Origin of the sequence: Methylobacterium sp. E-046 (assembly GCF_022829625.1) — a bacterium.
In the GTDB taxonomy this organism is placed as follows: Bacteria; Pseudomonadota; Alphaproteobacteria; order Rhizobiales; family Beijerinckiaceae; genus Methylobacterium; species Methylobacterium longum.
Genome location: NZ_JAKSYP010000290.1, coordinates 254,036 through 273,529 on the forward strand (window position 1 = coordinate 254,036; position 19,494 = coordinate 273,529).

At 73.1% G+C, this 19,494-nt stretch carries 18 protein-coding genes; 6 read left to right on the forward strand and 12 right to left on the reverse strand.

All coding sequences use genetic code 11. The annotated features are described in order from the left end of the window. Positions 1 to 2: 2 nt before the first annotated feature. Positions 3 to 218 carry a hypothetical protein gene (locus MKK82_RS32800; protein WP_238284729.1) on the reverse strand — a complete coding sequence of 72 codons (216 nt, stop codon included), beginning with the start codon at positions 216 to 218 and terminating at the stop codon, positions 3 to 5. 80 nt (positions 219 to 298) lie between these two features. On the opposite strand from MKK82_RS32800, the gene MKK82_RS32805 reads away from it, so the two are divergent. Then, positions 299 to 1,540 (forward strand): NRAMP family divalent metal transporter, encoded by a 1,242-nt coding sequence (locus MKK82_RS32805; protein WP_238284730.1) that lies wholly within the window; start codon positions 299 to 301, stop codon positions 1,538 to 1,540. Between the two features lie 62 nt (positions 1,541 to 1,602). Continuing rightward, on the forward strand, positions 1,603 to 2,142 hold the full coding sequence (gene fae / locus MKK82_RS32810) for a formaldehyde-activating enzyme (protein ID WP_238284731.1): 540 nt from the start codon (positions 1,603 to 1,605) through the stop codon (positions 2,140 to 2,142). Between the two features lie 118 nt (positions 2,143 to 2,260). Here fae and MKK82_RS32815 read toward each other — a convergent pair whose 3' ends face one another. From MKK82_RS32815 to MKK82_RS32840, 6 genes are all read right to left on the reverse strand, one after another. Next, the gene (locus MKK82_RS32815) at positions 2,261 to 2,734 is read right to left on the reverse strand and encodes a hypothetical protein (RefSeq protein WP_238284732.1); all 474 of its coding nucleotides are present in this window, start codon (positions 2,732 to 2,734) and stop codon (positions 2,261 to 2,263) included. Positions 2,735 to 2,772: 38 nt separating this feature from the next. Next, positions 2,773 to 3,222 carry a response regulator gene (locus tag MKK82_RS32820; protein WP_238284733.1) on the reverse strand — a complete coding sequence of 150 codons (450 nt, stop codon included), beginning with the start codon at positions 3,220 to 3,222 and terminating at the stop codon, positions 2,773 to 2,775. Next, the gene (locus MKK82_RS32825) at positions 3,219 to 4,340 is read right to left on the reverse strand and encodes a histidine kinase dimerization/phosphoacceptor domain -containing protein (RefSeq protein ID WP_238284734.1); all 1,122 of its coding nucleotides are present in this window, start codon (positions 4,338 to 4,340) and stop codon (positions 3,219 to 3,221) included. The genes MKK82_RS32820 and MKK82_RS32825 overlap by 4 nt, the downstream gene beginning before the upstream one ends. Before the next feature lie 246 nt (positions 4,341 to 4,586). Further along, complete coding sequence (locus MKK82_RS32830) at positions 4,587 to 7,877, reverse strand: error-prone DNA polymerase (protein WP_243988026.1); 3,291 nt, start codon at positions 7,875 to 7,877, stop codon at positions 4,587 to 4,589. Continuing rightward, on the reverse strand, positions 7,874 to 9,511 hold the full coding sequence (locus tag MKK82_RS32835; protein ID WP_238284736.1) for a DNA polymerase Y family protein: 1,638 nt from the start codon (positions 9,509 to 9,511) through the stop codon (positions 7,874 to 7,876). Before MKK82_RS32835 ends, MKK82_RS32830 begins: the two co-directional genes overlap by 4 nt. After that, a complete protein-coding gene (locus tag MKK82_RS32840) occupies positions 9,438 to 10,217 on the reverse strand; it encodes an ImuA family protein (RefSeq protein WP_238284737.1) in 780 nt (259 codons plus the stop codon). The genes MKK82_RS32835 and MKK82_RS32840 overlap by 74 nt, the downstream gene beginning before the upstream one ends. A 232-nt stretch (positions 10,218 to 10,449) precedes the next feature. Between MKK82_RS32840 and MKK82_RS32845 the strand changes: the two genes are divergently transcribed. Further along, positions 10,450 to 11,325, forward strand: coding sequence for a collagen-like protein (locus MKK82_RS32845; protein WP_243988027.1), 876 nt, complete (start codon positions 10,450 to 10,452; stop codon positions 11,323 to 11,325). Positions 11,326 to 11,335: 10 nt separating this feature from the next. On the opposite strand, the gene MKK82_RS32850 is transcribed toward MKK82_RS32845, so the two are convergent. Then, the gene (locus MKK82_RS32850; RefSeq protein ID WP_238284866.1) at positions 11,336 to 12,550 is read right to left on the reverse strand and encodes a TIGR03862 family flavoprotein; all 1,215 of its coding nucleotides are present in this window, start codon (positions 12,548 to 12,550) and stop codon (positions 11,336 to 11,338) included. Between the two features lie 392 nt (positions 12,551 to 12,942). On the opposite strand from MKK82_RS32850, the gene MKK82_RS32855 reads away from it, so the two are divergent. Beyond that, on the forward strand, positions 12,943 to 14,364 hold the full coding sequence (locus tag MKK82_RS32855; protein WP_243988055.1) for an MDR family MFS transporter: 1,422 nt from the start codon (positions 12,943 to 12,945) through the stop codon (positions 14,362 to 14,364). 71 nt (positions 14,365 to 14,435) lie between these two features. Here the strand turns inward: MKK82_RS32855 and MKK82_RS32860 are convergent, their stop codons facing one another. After that, a complete protein-coding gene (locus MKK82_RS32860) occupies positions 14,436 to 15,113 on the reverse strand; it encodes an HD domain-containing protein (RefSeq protein WP_238284739.1) in 678 nt (225 codons plus the stop codon). 117 nt (positions 15,114 to 15,230) lie between these two features. Here MKK82_RS32860 and MKK82_RS32865 point away from each other — a divergent pair, with 117 nt between their 5' ends. Further along, positions 15,231 to 16,205 (forward strand): GlxA family transcriptional regulator, encoded by a 975-nt coding sequence (locus MKK82_RS32865; protein WP_238284740.1) that lies wholly within the window; start codon positions 15,231 to 15,233, stop codon positions 16,203 to 16,205. Between the two features lie 159 nt (positions 16,206 to 16,364). After that, positions 16,365 to 17,399: a TerC family protein gene (locus tag MKK82_RS32870; protein ID WP_238284741.1), complete on the forward strand. Its 1,035-nt coding sequence runs from the start codon at positions 16,365 to 16,367 to the stop codon at positions 17,397 to 17,399. 12 nt (positions 17,400 to 17,411) lie between these two features. On the opposite strand, the gene MKK82_RS32875 is transcribed toward MKK82_RS32870, so the two are convergent. The 3 genes from MKK82_RS32875 to MKK82_RS32885 form a co-directional block, all read right to left on the reverse strand. Continuing rightward, positions 17,412 to 18,167 (reverse strand): N-acetylmuramoyl-L-alanine amidase, encoded by a 756-nt coding sequence (locus tag MKK82_RS32875; RefSeq protein ID WP_238284742.1) that lies wholly within the window; start codon positions 18,165 to 18,167, stop codon positions 17,412 to 17,414. Then, positions 18,164 to 18,907, reverse strand: coding sequence for a TerB family tellurite resistance protein (locus MKK82_RS32880; protein ID WP_238284743.1), 744 nt, complete (start codon positions 18,905 to 18,907; stop codon positions 18,164 to 18,166). The genes MKK82_RS32875 and MKK82_RS32880 overlap by 4 nt, the downstream gene beginning before the upstream one ends. Positions 18,908 to 19,064: 157 nt before the next feature. Then, complete coding sequence (locus MKK82_RS32885; protein ID WP_007560631.1) at positions 19,065 to 19,334, reverse strand: hypothetical protein; 270 nt, start codon at positions 19,332 to 19,334, stop codon at positions 19,065 to 19,067. Positions 19,335 to 19,494: the final 160 nt, after the last annotated feature.

Below are 19,494 nucleotides of genomic sequence, written 5' to 3' on the forward strand. Positions count from 1 at the left end.
GCTCAGGTCCCCGGTTTCGGAAAGGTGCGCTCGGCCGCGTCGCCAGCCGCCGCCAGCAGGGCCCGGGCGAAGGCGCGGGCCTCGGCCCGGTCCAGGATGATCGCGGCGGTGACGGGGCCGCCCCCGAGATCGGACAGCGCGAGTTCCAGGCGCACCCCGTCGGGCACGGCGCTCGCCTGCAGACTCCAGCCACCGCCCCGATCCGCGCTCTCCGCCATGGCCCTCTCCTCCCGCACGTTCCGGGAAAACGCCGCAGCCGCGCGCCGGAACTGCCCGCACCCGGGACTGTTCCCGAGCCGTGCCCAGCGCTTCCCTGCCTCGCCTGTCCGCGTTCCTCAAGGCCGCCGGCCCTGGACTGGTGGTGATGCTCGCCGATACGGATGTCGGGAGCCTGATCACCGCGGCCCAGAGCGGCGCGCGCTGGGGCTACTCGCTGTTGCTCCTCCAGATCCTGCTGGTGCCGATCCTCTACGTCGTCCAGGAACTGACGGTCCGGCTGGGGACCGCTACCGGCCGCGGCCACGGAGAGCTGATCCGGGCGCATTACGGTCCGGCCTGGGCCTGGATCTCCTACGGCGGCCTCGTGGTCGCCGGGGTCGGCGCCATCGTCACGGAATTCTCCGGCATCGCCGGGATCGGCGACCTGTTCGGCGTGCCGCGCCTCGTCAGCCTGGGGCTGCCGGCCGCTCTGCTGCTCGGTCTGGTGTTCACCGGGAGCTACCGGCGCGTCGAGGCGGTGGCGATCGCGGTGGGCCTGTTCGAACTGGTCTTCATCGGCCTCGCCGTCGCGGCACGGCCGGACGCGGGGGAGATCGTCGCCTCCTTCGGGCACATGCCGCTGGGCGACGGGCGGTACCGGGTGCTGATCGCCGCCAATATCGGCGCGGTGATCATGCCGTGGATGATCTTCTACCAGCAATCGGCGATCGTCGACAAAGGCCTCGGATGGGCGCACGCCAGGCGCCTGCGGCTCGACACCCTCGCGGGCGCGGTGATCTCGCAAGGCGTGATGGGGGCGATCCTGATCGCGGCCGCGGCCACGATCGGCAAGGCCGGGCGGGGCAGCGAGGCCGGTCTGGAGACGGTCGGCGACCTCGCGGGGGCCTTCACGCCGGCGCTGGGTCCGTGGCTTGGACAGGTGGTGTTCGGGGTGGGCATCATCGCGGCCGCCTTCGTGGCGCTGAACGTCGTGGCCCTGGCGCTGGCCTGGGGCTTCGGCGACGTGACCGGCAAGCCCCATTCCCTGGAGCAGTCCCCCCGGGAGGCGCCGGCCTTCTATGGCGCCTTCGCGCTCGTGGTCGCCGCGGGGGCGGTCGCCGTCCAGCTCGTGCCGAATCTCGTGGCGCTCAACATCGCCGTAGAGGTGATGAACGCGCTGCTCCTGCCGCTGGCGCTCGGCCTGCTGATCCTGCTGGCCACCCGCGCCCTGCCGGAGGGGCAACGCGTGGACGGGGCCTACAAGTGGGTGGTCTACACCATCTCCGGGGTGACCGTCGCGTTCGCGCTGGTCGGCGTGCTCGACGGGATCGGCCTGCTCTGAGCCGATTGACGCGGACGGCGCGATGATGTCTCCCGCGGGCTCCGATCAGGTGGAGTTCGAACATGCAAGAGATCTGGTTCCGCACGGGCGAAGCCACGGTGCTGGCGGCGGAGGGCCAGTACACCGACGCGATGCCGGAGGTGCTGATCGGCTCGGTGCGCGGGCCCGTGGGCCAGGCCTTCGCGTCGATGATGGGGCAGGTGCAGGGCCACACCCGGATGTTCGTGGTGCGCGACCTCAATCAGCTGGTGCGCCCGGCCACGATGATGACCACCAAGGCCACCATCCACACGGCCGAGTACGTCGAACTGCTCGGCGGCGTGGTCCAGGCGGCCACCGGCGATGCGATCGTCGATTGCATCATCGAGGGCGTGCTGCCGCGGGACGGGCTCGACGAGCTCTGCATGATCATCATGATCTGGCTCGACCCGCGCTGCGCCGAGGACGACAGCCTCGACCAGAAGGACCTCTACCGGACCAACTACGAGGCGACGAAGCTCGCCATCGCCCGCGCCCTCAAGGGCGAGCCGACCGTGGACGAGCTGATCGCCAACCGGAAGACCGTGAAGCACTACGCGCTCGAGGACGTGATCGAGTATTGAACGGCGCGCCGCGGCGCTCGGCGGGGGACGCCGCCCCGTCGTCGCGCGCGGCGATGCGGGACGGCGACGATCGGCGTGGGCCGTCCAGGCCGCGTCGACGGGCCCGCCGGTCGGGCGCCTAGCCCGGCGGAATCCGGCCCACCGAGCACAGGGTGCGCATCGTGGTGCTGCCCGGGTCCGTGTAGCAGGAGGCCGACCAGCCGTTCTGCTGGATGAACGACTTGCGCCGCTCCGACAGCGAGGTCCGGTAGGCGTTCGCGATGATCGGCTCGACGGTCGCGGCGGCCTCGCCGGTCAGGATCTCGGAGGCCATCGAGAGGTCGCGGAAGAAGGTCGGCGAGGGGGACGGCTCGGCGGAGGTCGCCTGCACGATCGGCTCGGCCCGGCAGGTCACGTCGAGCTTGATCGGGCCGGCCACGCGGATGTCGATGCTCGGGCCCGCGCGCTTGCCGACCTTGCCGCCGATGGCGCCCGCGATCTGGCGGGCGAGGTCGTCGCAGGTATCGGCCCCGGCTGGGAGCGCCAGCAGCGCCAGGAGCGGCAGGCCCGCGAGGGCGGCGAGGACGAGGCGCTGGACGGCGAAGCTTGACATGGGCGCACTCTACGCGGGGCGCCAAGCCTGTCGAGGGGTCAGGCCCGCATCTCGGCGAAGCTCGCCAGCCAATTCGGGGCGACGCGCATGCCCGAGGGCACCTCCGCCCCCGGGGGCGGCCGGCGCACGCAATCCTTGAGATAGGCCAGGGACGCGCCCAGCACCGTGTCGGAGAAGGGCTTGGCGATCACCGCGGTGGCGCCCTCCATGTCCTCGGGGATCGCGCGGGCGTTGGCGGTCATGAACGCGGCCGTGATGCCGCCGAGGTCGCGCACGGCATGCGCCACGTCGATGCCCGAGGAGCCGTCGCCGAGGCGCAGATCGATCAGCACCAGTTCGGGCCTGGTCTCGGGGATCAGCGCGATGGCCTCGCGGGCGGTCACGGCCGTCCCCACGACGCGGTGGCCCGCCTCCTCCAGCATCATCTCGATCTGCATCAGGATGAGGGCCTCGTCCTCGACCACGAGGATGCGCAGCGGCTCGCTCACGATGCCTCCAGACTGCCGGCCATCTCGCGCGGCAAGCGGACGTTGACGACGGTCCCCGGATCGTTGGCCTGCCAGGCGATGCTGGCGCTCAGCTGGCGGCACAGGGTGCCGATCAGCCGTTTGCCGAAGGAGCGGTGCTCCATCACTTGGACGGGCATGCCGACGCCGTCATCGGCGATCCGGATGGTGAAGTACGTGTCGTCCGGCGCCACCGTCACGGAGAGACGGCCGGCGCGGTCGTCCGGAAAGGCGTGCTTGAGGGCGTTGGTGATCAGCTCGTTCATCATCAGCGCCACCGGGGGTGCCTTGCTCACCGGGATCTCCACCGCCTCCAGGTCCAGGTGCAGGCGGATGCGGTCGGTACCCGAGCCGCGGACCAGATCGGTGGCGAGGTCGCGGGCGAACTCGGCCACGTCGAACCGCTCGACGTTGTTGGACTGATAGAGCCGGCGGTGGACCGTGCCCAGGGCCTCCACCCGGGTCAGCATGGCCTCCATGGCGGTGCGGGCGGCGGGATCGGTGATCGCCCGGGTCTGCATGGACAGGAGCGCCGCAATCATCTGGAGGTTGTTCTTGACCCGGTGATCGACCTCGTGGACCAGCATGGTCTGCGTGGCCAGGGCCTCGGTCAGGTCGCGGGTCCGGCGGGCGACCTCGGCCTCGAAGTGATCCTTCTCCTGCTGCACCCGCAGGTGCGCGTCGATGCGGTCGGTGACGTCGAGCTGCGAGGCGAAGAAGAACAGCACCTCGCCGGCCTCGTTGACAACGGGGCTGAGATACAGCGCGTTCCAGAACGGCGTCCCGTCCTTCTGGTAGTTCAGCACGTCGATCGCGATGTCGGTCCGCGCCTCGACCGCCTCGCGGATCAGCGCCACGGACCCGCGGTCGGTGTGCTCCCCCTGGAGGAAGCGGCAGTTGCGGCCGAGCACCTCGCTGCGGTCGTAGCCGGACATCCGCAGGAAGGCGTCGTTGGCGAAGACGATCGGGTTGTCGTGCAGGCGCGGATTGGTGATGATCATCGCCATACGGGTCGCGCGGACCGCGGCGGCGAACGGATCGCCCTTGCCCTGCTCGGCGTCGAGCCGGTCCGTCTGATGCCAAGCGTCGGGCTGTTCCATCGAACCTGCTCTTCCGTGCCCGGCGTTCGTCACCTCCGGAAATCGGCTTGTGGTTGCGCTTACGTGATTGGCAACTCCAACGACCGATTCACGGAATGGGTTCAGGGGCAATCGGCTTGACGGCTCGTTTTCGGTTGACAGAACGCCGCAGCGCGTGCGGCGCCGGCCCTGACGCGAGGCCCGTCGGGCCCGGGGCGAACGCCCCCGGACAGGACTCCGGAACGGCTCTTCCCGAGCCCCGCCGGCTCAGTGGAAATCCCGGCTGGGATACAGGCGCCGATCCGGGGGAACGCCGAAATCAGTGGTCTCGGGGGGCAGCTTCATCCCGGCGGCGCGCAGGTCGCGCAGCGCGTCGGTCAGATCGCGGAACCCCTCGGCCACGAGATGGACCACCCCCTCCGCCCGCTGGATCCGGCCGCGCACGGCCAGGAACCGGGCCTGCATGGCGGCCCGGCGGTTGGCCTCGAACGTGGTTTTCCAGACGATCACGTTGGCGATGCCGGTCTCGTCCTCCAGGGTCAGGAAGACCACGCCCTTGGCGGTCCCCGGCCGCTGGCGGATCAGCACGAGCCCCGCCACCGTGACCCGGGCGCCCTGGGGCAGGGCGGGATCGAGATGCGCCCGGGCCGGGATCGCGCCGATCCGGGCGAGGCGCCCCCGGAAGAAGGCGACCGGGTGCCCCTGCAGCGACAGGCCGGTGGCGGCGTAATCCTCGGCCACCGCCTCGGACGCAGCCAGGGTCGGCAGATCCACCGCCGGCTCGTGCCGGAACAGCCCGTCATCGGCGTGCCACGCGAAGAGCGGCAGGGGCGCGTCGAGGAGATGGGCCCGGCGCGCGCTCGCATCCGCCCTGGCGGCCTTGCGCGCCGAGGTCCCCTCCAGGGTCCGGACCATCCACAGGGCGGCCCGCCGGTCGAGGCCGAGGGAGCGGAACGCGTCGGCCTCGGCCAGGCGCTCCAGGGCGTTGCGGGGGAGGGCGAGGGACGCCTGCAGGCCCTCGATGCTGCCATAGCCGTTGGCCCGCAGCCGCACGAGCCGGCGCATCGCGGCCTCGGGCAGGCCCCGCACCTGCCGCAGGCCGATCCGCACGGCGTGCAAGGCGGGATCCCCGGCCGGCTCCAGGGTGCAGTCCCAGTCGCTGGCGTTGACGCAGACGCCCCGCACCTCGACCCCGTGGGCGCGGGCGTCGCGCACGAGCTGGGCCGGCTGGTAGAAGCCCATGGGCTGGGCGTTGAGGATCGCGGCCAGGAAGACGTCGGGGTGCCGGCACTTCATCCAGGCCGAGGCGTAGACGAGGAGCGCGAAGCTCGCCGCGTGGCTCTCCGGGAAGCCGTAGGTGGAGAAACCCCGGATCTGCGCGAAGCAGCGCTCGGCGAAGTCCTGCGGGTAGCCCCGGCGGGTCATGCCGCCGACGAACTTCTCCACGAAGCCGCCGATCGAGCCGACATGGCGGAAGGTCGCCATCGCCCGGCGCAGGCCGTCGGCCTCCGCCGGGGTGAAGCCCGCCGCCGTGATGGCGATCTGCATGGCGTGCTCCTGGAAGAGCGGCACCCCGTAGGTCCTCTGCAGGACCTCCTTGAGTTCGTCGGCCGGGCCGTGGTCCGAATGCGGGGCGGGGTAGTCAACCGGCTCCACCCCCGACCTCCGCCGCAGGTACGGGTGGACCATGTCGCCCTGGATCGGGCCGGGGCGCACGATCGCCACCTGCACCACGAGGTCGTAGAATTCCTTCGGCTTGAGGCGGGGCAGCATCGACATCTGCGCTCGGCTCTCGACCTGGAACACGCCGACGGAATCGGCCTTCGCCAGCATCGCGTAGGTGGCCGGGTCCTCCTGGGGCAGGTCGGCCAGGGTCTCGTAGGTGACGCCGTGGTCCCGTTCCAGGAAATCGAGGCCGCGCTTGAGGCAGGTCAGCATGCCGAGCGCCAGGACGTCGACCTTCATCAGGCCGATCGCGTCGATGTCGTCCTTGTCCCACTCGATGAAGGTGCGGTCCGCCATGGCGCCGTTGCCCACCGGCACGGTCTCGTCGAGGCGCCCGCGGGTGAGCACGAAGCCGCCGACATGCTGCGACAGGTGGCGGGGGAAGCCGATCAGCTGGTGGGCGAGGTCCAAGGCCTGCCGGATTGCGGGGTTGTCCGGATCGAGGCCGGCCTCGCGCACGTGCTGGTCCGGCATGCCGGTGCCCCACGAGCCCCAGACCGTGTCGGCGATCGCCGCGGTCACGTCCTCGGTCAGCCCGAGGACCTTGCCGACCTCGCGGATCGCCATGCGCGGGCGGTAGTGGATCACCGTGGCGCAGAGGGCGGCTCGCTCCCGGCCGTAGCGGGCGTAGAGGTGCTGGATCACCTCCTCGCGGCGCTCGTGCTCGAAATCGACGTCGATGTCGGGGGGCTCGCCCCGGTTCTCCGAGATGAAGCGGGCGAAGAGCAGCCGGTGCTTGGACGGGTCCACCGCGGTGATGCCGAGGCAGAAGCACACGGCGGAATTGGCCGCCGAGCCGCGGCCCTGGCAGAGGATGCCCTTGCCGCGGGCGAACTCGACCACGTCGAACAGGGTCAGGAAGTAGCGGGCGTAATCCATCTTGGCGATGAGCCGCAGCTCCTCGCGGAGCGTCGCCGCGACGGCGGCCGGGATGTCGCCGGCGTAGCGCCAGCGCGCCCGCTCGAAGGTTTTCTCCTCCAAGTATTCCTGCGGCGTGCGCCCGGGGGGCACCGGCTCCTCCGGATACTCGTAGTGAAGCTGCGCGAGGCTGAACTCGCAGGCCTGCGCGATCTCGCCGGTGCGGGCGAGGGCTTCCGGATGGTCGGCGAACAGCCGCGCCATCTCGGCGGGGGGCTTGAGGTGGCGCTCGGCATTGGCCTCCAGCCGGTAACCGGCCTCGCCGATCCGGCACCCCGCGCGGATGCACGCCACCACGTCCTGGAGCGGGCGCCGCTCGGGATGGTGGTAGAGCGCGTCCGAGACCGCGACCATCGGGGCGCCGACGGCCGCGCCCAGCTCGGCGAGCAGCCCGAGGCGCCGCCGCTCTTCGCCGCGCCGCGCATGGCAGGCCCCGAGGAAGGTCCGGCCGGGGGCCGCGGCGGCGAGCGCCTCCAGCCGCGCCCGGAACCCCTCCGACAGGCGCCGGGCCGGGGGCATGGCGATGAATATCTGCCCCTCTGCGGCGTCCAGCATCTCCGCGAAGGAGAAGCGGCACGCGCCCTTCCGCACGCGCCGGTTGCCCAAGGTGAGCAGCCGGCAGAGGCGGCCCCAGGCCGCCCGGTCCATCGGGTAGGTGACGGCCTCGAACCCCTCCTCGGTGACGAGGCGCACCCCCGGCAGGATCCGGATCGCCGTGCCCTCCGGTTCGAGTGCCCGCGCCGCCGCGTGCGCCCGCACCACGCCGGCCACGCTGTTGCGGTCGGCGATGCCGATCGCCGCGAGACCGTAGGCGTTGGCCTGCACGACGTATTCCTGCGGGTGCGACGCGCCGTGCAGGAAGGAGAAGTTCGTGGTGACGGCGAGCTCGGCGTAGTCGGGTCCGGGGCCGCTCACGCGAACAGCCCGTGGACGTACCACGCGGCCGGGCGGTCGGGCCCGTGCGGCCCGTCGCGGTAGAGCCAGAGCCGGTGCCCGGCCTCGCACTCGACCCGGTAATAATCGCGCTCCGCGCCGGGCTCGCGCCACCATTCGGCGGCGATCCGCTCCGGCCCCTCGGCATGGGCGACGCGATGCACCTGGGCGCGCCAGCTGAAGCGCCGGGGCGGCCCCTCGGGCACGGTGGAGAGCACGTCGAGGGCGGCCTCGCCCCGGGGGAACAGCACCAGGGGCCGGGGCGGGAGGTGGTCGGGCCAGGGTGGGGTGACCGGGTACGCGACCGGGGACGCGCTGGCACGAGCCCTCCCTCGCTTCCCTGCGGGGGAGGGAGGGAGGTACGCCGGCGCCCGGCCACCGGCCATGTCCGGCGGTGATCCCTGTCCCGGGTCTGCCATCCAGGGGCAGCTCCGGTCAGCCCGCTCCGGAAGATGGCTCGCCTCCGGCTCCAGGCGCAGCAGCACCCGCCCGAGGCGCTGCGCCAAGGCGTCGGCCAGGATCCCGACCCCGTCCCCCGCGGTCGCGGTGCCGAGATCCGTCTGGCGGGCCGGCATGGCCCCGCTCACCGTGACGGTGAGCGCCACCGTCTCGAAGCCGAACCCGGCATCGAGGCCGGACCCCAGCCTGTCGAGGCGCAAAGAGACCAGGGCGGCGACGCGCTCGGGGCAGCGCTCGGGACGCGACAGGCCGAGATCGAGGGGGCGCACCGCCCCGTCGACCCGGTGGAGGGCGAGCCGCAGGGCACAGGCGCCGAGCCCGTCCCGCTCCAGACGCGGCGCGATCTCCGCCATCAGGTCCCGGGCGGTCCGGACGATGTCCGACTGCCGCCCGATCGGGTCGAGGAAGCCGCGGGCGGCGGCATACTCGGCCTCGTCCGACAGGGGCGCCAGGGGTTCGGGCCGGCGGGCCAGGGCCTGATCGAGGCGCAGCAGCAGCGCCTCGCCGAAGCGGCGGGCGAGGGGGGCCCGCGGCAGGGCGTCGAGTTCGCCGACCCGGCGCAAGCCGAGCCGCCGCAGGCCCGCGGCCATGTCGGGATCGAGGCGCAGGGCCTCCAGGGGTAGCCCCCGCAGGGCCTCCGCGGACCCGCCCGGTGCCACGACGGTCCGGTCGGCCTCGCCGTGGCGGGCCAGGGCGAAGGCGGCACCGGGCGTGTCGGCCAGGGCGATCCGGGCCGAAATGCCCCCCCGCGCGAGCCGGGCCGCCAAGTCCGCGACGAGGTTCGTCTCGCCGCCGCGCAGGTGGCTCGCCCCGTCGACGTCGATGTATAGCCCGTCCGCCGCCTCGGCCGGACCGAACGGCGCCACGAGGGGCGCGTAGCCCGAGGCCCAGCGGCAGAGCCGGAGCAGGGCCTCCCGGTCGGCCATCGGGTCGGCGGGGTAGACTTGGAGCGGCACGCCGATCCGCGCCCGGACCCGGCCGAGGGGCTCGCCGGGGTTCAGGCCCAGGGCGCGGGCCTCCGGGTCGAGGGCCAGGAGCCGCAGGCCGCCGGGACCCTCGGCCGCCACCGCGAGCGGTCCGCCCTCAGGCGCGAGACCGGCCCGCCGCAGACGCGTCACCGGCCAGTGACTCAGGCAGATGCAGACGATGCGCGGCATGGTCCCACTCCAGAAGCCAGTCTCCGCCCCGCCCGTTGCGGCAGCGTTCGAGCCGCGCCCGCCAGCGCGGCCTGTCGAGGGTTCCGAACCGGTCCCGCGCCGCCGGGGCCGCGGCGATCCGCCAGCGGGTGGCGGCCCCGTTGGGCAACCCGCACGCGGCCGGCCGCAGGATCAGCAGCAGCGGCGGCGCCGGCCCCTCCGCGGCGAGTTGCAGGCGTCGGCCCGGCTTCAGCGGCAGGCCCTCCCGCAGGAGGCCGATCAGCACCGCGAGGCTGCCCGCATGCAGGGCCGCCTCCAGCGCGCGGAACACCTCCGCGTCGCTGCCGGCCTCCAGCAGCACCAGCCGTGTGGGATCGAGGCCGAGGCCCGCGAGGCCGTGTCCGTAGGGCAGGGGCTGGCCGGGCGCGGCGGCGATCAGCGCCGCCTCGGATGCCCGTGCGAGCTGGCGGGCGCAGAGCGCCAGGGCGAAGCCGAGGGCGGCGATCATGTCCACGGGGGTGGCCGGGGCGATCTCGTGGGGCGGCCCGAGGGCGAGACCGCCGCCCGGCAGATGTTGGTCGAGGGCCGCGAGCCCCAGCGGCAGGACAGGCCGCAGGCCCCGGCTGCTGGCCGGCGGCGCAAGGCGCGCCCGCAGGGCGTCCAGCCGAGCCCGGGGATCGCCGCGCGCGGATGCCCGCTCGGTGTCGTCCGCTGGGTCCAGCCCCATCTTCGTCGGCTCCGGTCATGCCGGACGATAGGAACATAACAGGAACACGCACAAACGGTTTCGCCGAGGTCCCGGAATCGCGCGTTGGCGCAGCGGCTTGGCCTGTGGATGGTTGTGGACGCGTGTGGAATCGGGCGGCGCCTCCGGTCCCCACGGCCACGGTTGACCGCGCTCGCGGGGCGAGACCAATGTCGCGGCGCCGCGTGCGTGACGCGGCGGATATGGACCGCGCATGCGCCCAGCCCTCACCCTGACGATCCTGATCGCCCTCTCGGGGACGGCGCTCGCCCAGCAGCCGGAAAGTCCGGGGATTGCGGCTCCGGCGCCGTCCGCCGCGCCGCGGCCGGCGCCGGCCCGGCCACGGCGCCCGCAACCGCCGAGCCAGCCGATCATGGTCTACGACGCGCGCATCGAGGCGGGCGACCTGCGGATCTCAGGCTCCGTGCGCAAGCCCGGCGCGATCGTGGTGCTGGACGAGGACATCTCGATCCAGGCCGACCGGCGCGGGCGGTTCACCTTCCGGCTGCCGTACCGGCCCTCCACCTGCGTGGTGACGCTGAAAGCGGAGCCGGACGAGCGCGAGGCGGTGGTGGCGAACTGCGCCCCCGAGGGGCCTCCGGGTCCACCCGGACCGCAGGGGGCCGGGGGGCCGCCCGGGGAGCCAGGTGCCAAGGGGGACCAGGGATCGAAGGGGGACCAGGGACCGCAGGGGGATACAGGAGCGAAGGGGGATGCGGGCCCTCGGGGCGAGGCCGGTCCGAGAGGGGAGACGGGTCCGAAGGGGGAGGCCGGCCCGCAGGGGCCAGCCGGCTCTCAGGGTGCCCCGGGCCCGAAGGGCGAGGCGGGCCCCGCGGGCCTTCAGGGCGCCCCGGGCCCGCGGGGCGGGGTTGGGCCTCAGGGCATGCCGGGACCGAAGGGGGAGGCCGGGGCCTCCTTGCGGCCGGTGCGCAGGTCCGACTGCGCGGGCGGCTGCGCCATCACCTGCGAGGCCGGGGAGATGCTGGTCACCGCCCGCTGCCTCAAGGCCGGCACGCCGGTCTACGAGGGGGAGGGCGCCGGCTGCCCGGCGGAGGCGGCCGGGATCGTCGGGTTCTGCACGCGGCCCTGAGGGCGGCCCCTCAGCCGCCGGTCTCGCGCAGCCAATCGAGCATCCCGGCGGCGGCCGCCCGGCCGCCCGCGAACGCGCCCTGGAGCAGGTAGCCGCCGGTGGGAGCCTCCCAGTCCAGCATCTCGCCGGCCAGGAACAGGCCGGGACGGGTGCGCAGCATCGCGCGTCCGTCGAGGGCGTCGAGCCGGACCCCACCCGCCGTCGAGATCGCCCGCTCGATCGGAGCGGAGGCCGTGAGGGTCAGCGGCGCGGCCTTGATCAGACCGGCCAGCGCCGCGGGATCCGTCGGGAGGACGCCGGCCGCCTCGCGCAGGAGGCCCGCCGCCACGGGGGAGAGCCCCGCGGCCTTGCGCAGCCGGGTCGCCGTCGAATCGCCGGGCCGGCCGCCGGACAGGCGGCGGGCGAGGGCGTCCCGGGTCAGATCGGGGCGCAGGTCCGCGATCAGCCGCGCGCTGCCGCGGGCGGCGATCGCGTCCCGCAGGACGCGCGAGAGGGCGTAGACCGCACCGCCCTCGATGCCGGAGTCCGTGATCACCGCCTCACCGCGCACCGTCGTTCCCGCGCAGGCGAGCGCCACCCGCTTCAGCGGCGCGCCGGAAAAGCGCTCCCGGAACCGATCGGACCACGCCGCCGCGAACCCGCCATTGGCGGGTTCCAGGGGCGTCACCGCCACGCCGAGCCCTTCGAGGAGTGGCACCCAGCGCCCGTCCGAGCCGAGCCTCGGCCAGCTCGCCCCGCCGAGCGCCAGCAGGGTCGCGCGCGGTCGGATCGCGTGCGGGCCGTCCGGGGTCTCGAAGTGCAGCGCGTCGCCGAGGGCCGTGAGCCGGTAGCGGGTGCGGATCCGGACGCCGAGGCGGTCGAGCCGGGCGAGCCAAGCCCGCAGCAGCGGCGAGGCCTTGAAGCTCTGCGGGAAGACGCGCCCGCTCGATCCGACGAAGGTCGGCTCCCCCAGATCCGCGCACCAGGCCCGCAGCGCGTCGGGCGGGAAGGCCGTGATGGCGGCGTCGAGACAACCGTGCGGGTGGTAGCGGGCGAGGAACTCGGCCCGCTCCTCGCTGTGGGTGATGTTGAGCCCGCCCCGCCCGGCGATCAGCAGCTTGCGGGCGACGGAGGGCATCCGCTCGTAGACCGTAACCCCGCGCCCGGCCTCGGCCAGCACCTCGGCGGCCGCGAGCCCGGCGGGGCCGCCGCCCACGATGGCCAACTCATCCCTGTCATCCGGCATCCGCCGGGAGAGCGACAGGCCGGCGCCGTCTGTCAAGGGCGAAGGCCGGATCGGCGCCGGGCACCATGGGCTGTCCTCCGGCGTTGCGCTAAGGACCGCCCGTGCCCGAACGCAGGGCCGCTCCGATCCCGGCCCCCGCGGATATCGGCGGCCCGGCAGGCGTCCGCGGTCCAAGCGCGCACCTCCCCAAGCCGCCCCAAGCCCCGTCCGTCCCGGATGCTCGGCAGGCACGGCCCGGATCAAAGGCTCCCCGACACGTGGCCAATCCCGTCGCCAGTCCCGTCGCCACTCCCGTCGCCCTCACCGAGATCCAGGCGCCGGCCAAGACGCAGCCGGGCGCCCCGCAGACCCGCCTCAGCGACAGCGAGATCCGCTCCATCGTCTTCGGGTTGATGACCGCGATGCTGCTCGCGGCCCTCGACCAGACCATCGTGGCGACCGCCATGCCGACGATCGGTCTCGACCTCGGCGACGCCGCCAACCTCCCCTGGATCGTCACCGCCTACCTGCTGGCCTCCACGGCGGTGACCCCGCTCTACGGAAAGCTGAGCGACATCCACGGCCGGCGGATCATGCTGCTGATCGCCATCGCGACCTTCGTGGTCGGGTCGCTCGCCTGCGCGCTCGCCCCCACGATGGTGACGCTGGCGCTCGCCCGGGGCCTCCAGGGCATCGGCGGCGGCGGGCTGATCGCCCTCGCGCAGACCATCCTGGCCGACATCATGGCGCCCAAGGAGCGGGCGCGCTACCAAGTGGTGATCGCGGGCGTGTTCGTGGCCGCCTCGGTGGCGGGACCGCTGCTCGGGGGCTTCTTCGCCCAGCACCTGCACTGGTCGCTGATCTTCTGGATCAACCTGCCGGTCGGCATCCTGGCCTTCGCGCTGACCAACGCCAACCTCAAGCGCCTGCCGCGCCACGACCGCCAGCACCGGCTGGACTGGCCCGGGGCCGCCCTGATGGTCTCGGGCTCGATCGCCCTGCTGCTGGCCCTGAGCTGGGGCGGCGTGCGCTACCCGTGGAGTTCCGCGCCGGTCCTGGGCCTCCTCGCCCTGGCGGCGTTGCTGGGGGCCGGCTTCGCGGCGCGGCTCGCCACGGCGGCCGAGCCGCTGATCCCCACCGAGGTGCTCAGGAACCAAGTGGTCTACAGCGCGACGCTGGCCGCCTGCTTCGCCATGGGCACCTTCATCGGGCTGACCATCTACGTGCCGATCTTCCTCGAAGGGGTGATCGGCCTCTCGGCGAGCGAGTCCGGCGTGGCGCTCGTGCCGCTGATGATCGGGACCGTCACGGGCGCCACCCTGTCGGGCCGGTCGATGATCCATTTCCGGCACTACAAGCGCGTGCCGCTGGCGATGATGAGCGTCAGCCTCGCCTGCTGCGCCGTGATCGCCTGGCAGGGTCGGGCCCTGCCCTTCTGGCTGATGGAGCTGCTGTTCGCGCTGCTCTCGATGGGGATCGGGACGATCCTGCCGCTCTCCACCATCGCGATCCAGAACGCGGTGGCGCGGCCCCAGCTCGGGATCGCCACCGCCTCGATGAACTTCTTCCGGTCCCTCGGGGGGGCGCTGATCGTGGCGGCCTTCGGCACAATCGTGCTCGGCGGCGCAGCGGATGGCACGGGGGGTCACGACGTGGAGAGCCTGATCCGTGGCGCCGACCCGGCGCAGCTCGCCCTGACCTTCCGGTACGTGTTCGCGGCTGCCTGCCTGGGACTCCTGGCGGCCTTCGCATTCCTGGCGCTCATGGAGGAGCGCCCGCTCGGCGAGCGCAGTTCGCCCCGGATGGACGGCGGGACCCCGGACAAGCCGGCCTGAGGGTCACGGCCAGCCGATCCGCCGCGAGGGCCAGGAGTTCCAGTCCAGGGGAGCTTGGCCCCCGATGCGCCTCAGCCGTGCTGGCCGCAGCCGCAGCCCGGCTCATGCGCGCCGCCGGCCCAGCGCGAGGCTCGGATCACGCTGCAGAAGTTCTCCCGGCGGAAGCCCGGCTCCCTGTCGGCGATGACGTCGGCCTTCACGTTGCCGAAGGTGGTGCCCGGCTTGTGCCGGACGCCGTCGTAGAAGGCCTGGATGATATCCTCCTTGAAATCCGGCGTGCGGGGGAAGGCGGAGACGACCGCCTCGCGCTCGGCGGCCGAATACCGGCCGTAGGTCAGGCCGAGCACGTCCATCTCGACGCCGGCCGTGACCAGCGCCACCACCGGATGCATGTGGACCGGGATGCCGGGCGTGGTGTGGAGCGCGATGGCCGTCCAGACGATGTCGACATCCGCCACCGGCACGCCGTGCGCCGTCAGGAAGGCGCGGGCGGCGTCGGCGCCGTCCACCTCGAAGCGCTCCTCCGCGCTGCTGTGGTCCGGCATCAGGCCGAGGTCGTGGAACATGGCGCCCGCATAGAGCAGCTCGCGGTCGAAGGTCAGGCCGCGGTGCAGACCGGCCAGCGCGCCGAACTGATAGACGCGGCTCGAATGGTTGAAGAGCAGCGCGGTCTCGGTATCGCGGACGAATTCGGTGATCGCGCGGGCGAGCGAGCTGTCTGGAACGGCGACATCGGCGGGGAGGGGCATCGTGAAGCTCCTTGGCAATAACTGCCCTTCCGGGCTACGAGGCGCCCGGCCCGTCATCAATCGCCGTGTCACGACGATTTCTGCCAACATGCCGGCAACCCCGGCCACGGAGCCCGCATGGCCTCCCGATCAGTCGCGGTCCTCGCCCTGCCCGATGTCCAGCTCCTGGACGTGGCCGGCCCCCTCGACGTCTTCGCCGAGGCGAATGCGCAGAACGGCCAGGGCGGCCAGGGCGCCTACAGCTTGACGCTCGTCGGGACGGAGCCGGGCCCGATCACCACCTCCTCGGGCCGGCGCCTGATCGCCGATGTCGTGGCTCCCGGGGAGGCGGATGCGGATTTCGACACGCTCCTCGTCGCCGGCGCCCCCCGAATCCACGAGGCGGTGATCGGGGCCGACCTGCTCGCGTGGCTCAGCCGAACGGCGGCCCGGTGCCGGCGCTACGGCTCGGTCTGCAGCGGCGCCTTTTTGCTGGGGCAGGCCGGCCTCCTCGACGGCCGGCGGGTCACGACCCACTGGGCGGTGGCGGAGCAACTTGCCGCGCGCTACCCCGCGGCCCGGGTGGAGCCCGACGCGATCTGCCTGTTCGACGGGCCGCTCCGCACCGCGGCCGGCGTGACCGCGGGGCTCGACCTCGCGCTGGCCCTCGTGGAGGAGGATCTCGGCGCCGAGGTCGCCCGCCGGGTGGCGGCCCAGCTCGTCATGTTCTTCAAGCGCGGCGGCGGCCAGATGCAGTTCAGCCGCCGGGGCGTCAGCGCGCCCGCCGGTCGCTCGGCCCTGCAGGAGGTTCAGCGATGGGTCGCCGCCCATCCGGCCGAGGACCACGCCGTCGAGCGTCTCGCCGCCCGGACCGGGATGAGCCCCCGCCACTTCGCCCGCGTGTTCCGGGCCGAGACAGGGCTGACCCCGGCCGCCTATGTCGAGACCGTCCGGATCGAGGCGGTGCGGCACCTCCTGGAGACCGGAGCCGGCGCGCTGAAGCAGGTCGCAAGCGCCTGCGGGTTCCGGGACGCCGACACGCTCCGGCGCGCCTTCGAGCGACGGGTCGGCACGACGCCGGCGGAGTACCGGCGCCGGCACGCAGGCGGCTGAGATCCGCCCCGCCCGGGGCACCGCAGCCCTGCCCTTGATTCGCCCGGATCACCCCTTACCTCGGGGCCATCGGCTGCGGGCCCCTCTGGCGGGCGCTCCTCAGCGCCCGTGATGTCGGAGCCGATGCTTTCCTTCTGGAATCAGCATCAGGTCCCGCGCATGATGGACGTTCTCACCGTCGAATGGCTCGGCAAGCCGTTGTGGATGTGGCTCGGGTTCCACGTCCTGATCGCCTGCCTGCTCGCCTTCGATCTGGGCCTGCTCCATCGCGACAAGAACCACGAGATCGGCGTCCGGGAGAGCCTGGCTCTCACCGGCTTCTACCTGTCCCTCGGCCTCGCCTTCGGTGGCTGGGTCTGGTGGTACCTCGGACCTCAGGCCGGAGAAGAGTACGTCACCGGCCTCGTGGTCGAGAAGTCGCTGTCGATGGACAACGTCTTCGTCATCGCGATGATCCTCACGGCGCTCGGCATTCCCCGCGCCGCCCAGCACCGGGTCCTGCTCTGGGGCATCCTGGCGGCGGTCCTGCTGCGCGGCCTCATGATCGGGCTCGGGGCCGCCCTGGTGCATCAGGTGCACTGGGTGCTCTCGCTCTTCGCCGCCTTCCTGATCTACGCGGGCCTTAAGATCCTGCTCTCCGGCCACGAAGACGAGGGCGATTTCCAGAACAGCGCCGTGGTGCGCTGGTTCAAGACGACTTTCCGAGTCACGCCCGACCTGCACGGCCAGCGTTTCACCGTGCGCAAGACCGATTCGAAGACCGGCCGCGTCGCCCTGTACTTCACGCCGCTGGCGCTGGCCCTCGTGCTGGTGAACGGCGCCGACGTGATCTTCGCCGTTGACAGCGTGCCGGCGATCTTCGCGATCACCACCGACACGTTCGTGGTCTACACCTCCAACATCTTCGCGATCCTCGGCCTGCGCGCCCTCTACTTCGCGCTCGCCGCCATGGTCGATCGCTTCGCCTACCTCAAGACGGCGCTCGCCTTCATCCTGATCTTCATCGGCACCAAGATCGTGGTCGCCGACACGTTCGGGCTCGTGGTCGTCCCGCCGTGGGTGTCGCTGGTCGTCACCCTGACCCTGCTGGCGGCCGGCGTCGCCTACAGCCTGTGGCGGACCCGCACCGACGAATCCGCCGCGGCGCTTCCGGAACCCGGGCACCCGCACGAGGCCCGGGCCCACCGGGCCTGACCGGGCGAGCCCTCAGGCCGCCGGCAAGGCCGCGATCAGGTCGCGCAGCGTGGTGATGGTCGAGGCGTCGGCCACGCCGTCGACCCGTGCCTGCCGGAAGTGCCGCTGGAAGGCCGTCACCACGGCGTGGGTCCGGGCGTCGAACACGCCCTGGACCGGCAGGTCGTATCCGTAGAGGGTGAACATCGCCTGCAGAGCCTCCACGGGCTGGCCGGAATCGCCCTGCGCGAAGAAGCGGCCGTCGCGCAGGGGGACCGGCGGCACCCAGTGCCCCACGCCGGCCGCCGCGAGCCGCGCCCACGGGAAGGTCTCGCCCGGATCCTCCTTGCGCTCGGGCGCCACGTCGGAATGGGCCAGCACGCGCGCGGGGGGGATCGGCCAGCGGCCGAGGATGTCCCGCGCCAGCGCGGTCACCGCGGCGACCTGCGCCTCCGGATAGGGCGGCAGCCCGCCGGCATGGCCCGGATGGACGATCTCGATCCCGATCGAGCGCGAATTGACGTCGGCCTCACCCTTCCAGGCGCCCGCGCCCGCGTGCCAGGCCCGGCGGGCCTCCGGCACCATCTGGACGATGCCGCCATCCTCGAACACGAGGTAGTGGGCCGAGACCTCGCTCAGCGGGTCGCGCAGGCGGGCCAGGGCGGAAGCCCCGCTCTCCATGCCGGTGTAGTGCAGGATCATCATGTCGACGGGCCCGGCCCGGCGTGCGCCGTGGTTCGGCGAGGGCGCGACGCGTCGGGCGAGGGGGCTGTCGGCGACGAGGCTCACCGCAGCCCGCGCTCCAGCGCGATCCGGTCGTAGGCCGCGTTGATCGCGGCGAGCCGCCGCGTGGCGATGGCCACCGCCTCCGTGGGCAGGCCCCGGGCGAGGGCGCGGTCCGGGTGGTGCTCGGCGACCAGCGCACGGTGGCGCGCCTTCACGGCGGCGTCGTCCGCCTCGCGGTCCAGCCCGAGGACGCCGTAGGGATCGTCCGGCAGCCGAACGTGCCGGGCGGCGATGCGCCGGAACGCGGCCTCGTCGAAGCCGAAGATGCCCGAGACGGCGCGGAGGTAGCGCTCCTCGGCCTCGTGGAGCGCCCCGTCGGCCCCCGCGATCTGGAAGAGCCCGTCGAGCACGTCCTCGAGGAGCGCCGGCTCCTCGCCGAAGGTCGTGGCGAGCTGGTGCGCGTAGGCCTCGAAGCCGTTCGTTGTCTTCTTGGCGAGATCGAACAGCCGCTCGACGCCCGGCCACGCGGCGGGCTCGACCTGGACGACCCGGCCGAACGCCTCGACCTCGGAGGGCAGGACCACGCCGTCGGATTTGGCCATCTTGGCGGCGAGCGCCACGAGCCCGGTGGTGAACACGACGTCCCGGGGGGTCCGGCCGAAGGGCGCGCCGATCCGATCGAGCAGGAAATGGCCCGCGACGCCGCCGACGAGCGCCCCGAGCGGACCGCCGATCGCGAGGCCGAGACCGGCCCCGCCGATCTTGCCCCAGACGCCCTGAGCCTTGGTGACCGGGGCCGTCATGGGTCGGCCGAGCCCGGCGCAAATCGTCGACTCGCTGCGGTCATCGTGGGCGGCGTGCATCCGGCACCGGGGACGCGCCCGGCCAAGCGCCGGGATACCCGCTCCTCACGCCGCGAGGAAGGGGCCGGGACGCGCCCGGCCCCGCCTCAACCGCGGCTCAGCGGCAATAGATGTTGCCGTAGGCGTCGCGGTAGGTCCCGTAGGGGCAGCGCGGCGCGGTCGAGGCGCCCACGATCGCACCCCCGGCGCCGCCGATGGCGGCACCCGCCAGGGCGCCACCCGCGCGGCCCGTAGCCGCGGCGCCGATCGCCGCGCCGGTCAGAGCGCCGAGGCCCGCACCGCCCAGAGCCCGGTCTTCCGGGGTGTTGCAGGCGCCGAGCGAGAGGGCAGCGATGGTGGCGAGGGCGGCGGCCGTCAGCTTCTTCATGGGTCTCAGAACTCCCTTGTGCATCCCGTCCGGCCGGTGGCCGTGACCACGGCGGATCGCGCCGAGCTTAGCAAGAAGGCAATCGCGACCATACGGCTAAGGTTCCATCGCTCGCGCCCGGAGTTGCGCCGGGTTCCCGTCTCGCCCTATGCCACCGGCG

What these genes read in the sequence shown, in the direction of transcription:
- MKK82_RS32800 (WP_238284729.1), bottom strand. Translation starts at nt 218, where the DNA reads ATGGCGGAGAGCGCGGATCGGGGCGGTGGCTGGAGTCTGCAGGCGAGC.
- fae (WP_238284731.1), top strand. Translation starts at nt 1,603, where the DNA reads ATGCAAGAGATCTGGTTCCGCACGGGCGAAGCCACGGTGCTGGCGGCG.
- MKK82_RS32815 (WP_238284732.1), bottom strand. Translation starts at nt 2,734, where the DNA reads ATGTCAAGCTTCGCCGTCCAGCGCCTCGTCCTCGCCGCCCTCGCGGGC.
- MKK82_RS32825 (WP_238284734.1), bottom strand. Translation starts at nt 4,340, where the DNA reads ATGGAACAGCCCGACGCTTGGCATCAGACGGACCGGCTCGACGCCGAG.
- MKK82_RS32835 (WP_238284736.1), bottom strand. Translation starts at nt 9,511, where the DNA reads ATGCCGCGCATCGTCTGCATCTGCCTGAGTCACTGGCCGGTGACGCGT.
- MKK82_RS32840 (WP_238284737.1), bottom strand. Translation starts at nt 10,217, where the DNA reads ATGGGGCTGGACCCAGCGGACGACACCGAGCGGGCATCCGCGCGCGGC.
- MKK82_RS32845 (WP_243988027.1), top strand. Translation starts at nt 10,450, where the DNA reads ATGCGCCCAGCCCTCACCCTGACGATCCTGATCGCCCTCTCGGGGACG.
- MKK82_RS32850 (WP_238284866.1), bottom strand. Translation starts at nt 12,550, where the DNA reads ATGCCGGATGACAGGGATGAGTTGGCCATCGTGGGCGGCGGCCCCGCC.
- MKK82_RS32855 (WP_243988055.1), top strand. Translation starts at nt 12,943, where the DNA reads ATGACCGCGATGCTGCTCGCGGCCCTCGACCAGACCATCGTGGCGACC.
- MKK82_RS32860 (WP_238284739.1), bottom strand. Translation starts at nt 15,113, where the DNA reads ATGCCCCTCCCCGCCGATGTCGCCGTTCCAGACAGCTCGCTCGCCCGC.
- MKK82_RS32865 (WP_238284740.1), top strand. Translation starts at nt 15,231, where the DNA reads ATGGCCTCCCGATCAGTCGCGGTCCTCGCCCTGCCCGATGTCCAGCTC.
- MKK82_RS32870 (WP_238284741.1), top strand. Translation starts at nt 16,365, where the DNA reads ATGATGGACGTTCTCACCGTCGAATGGCTCGGCAAGCCGTTGTGGATG.
- MKK82_RS32880 (WP_238284743.1), bottom strand. Translation starts at nt 18,907, where the DNA reads ATGACGGCCCCGGTCACCAAGGCTCAGGGCGTCTGGGGCAAGATCGGC.
- MKK82_RS32885 (WP_007560631.1), bottom strand. Translation starts at nt 19,334, where the DNA reads ATGAAGAAGCTGACGGCCGCCGCCCTCGCCACCATCGCTGCCCTCTCG.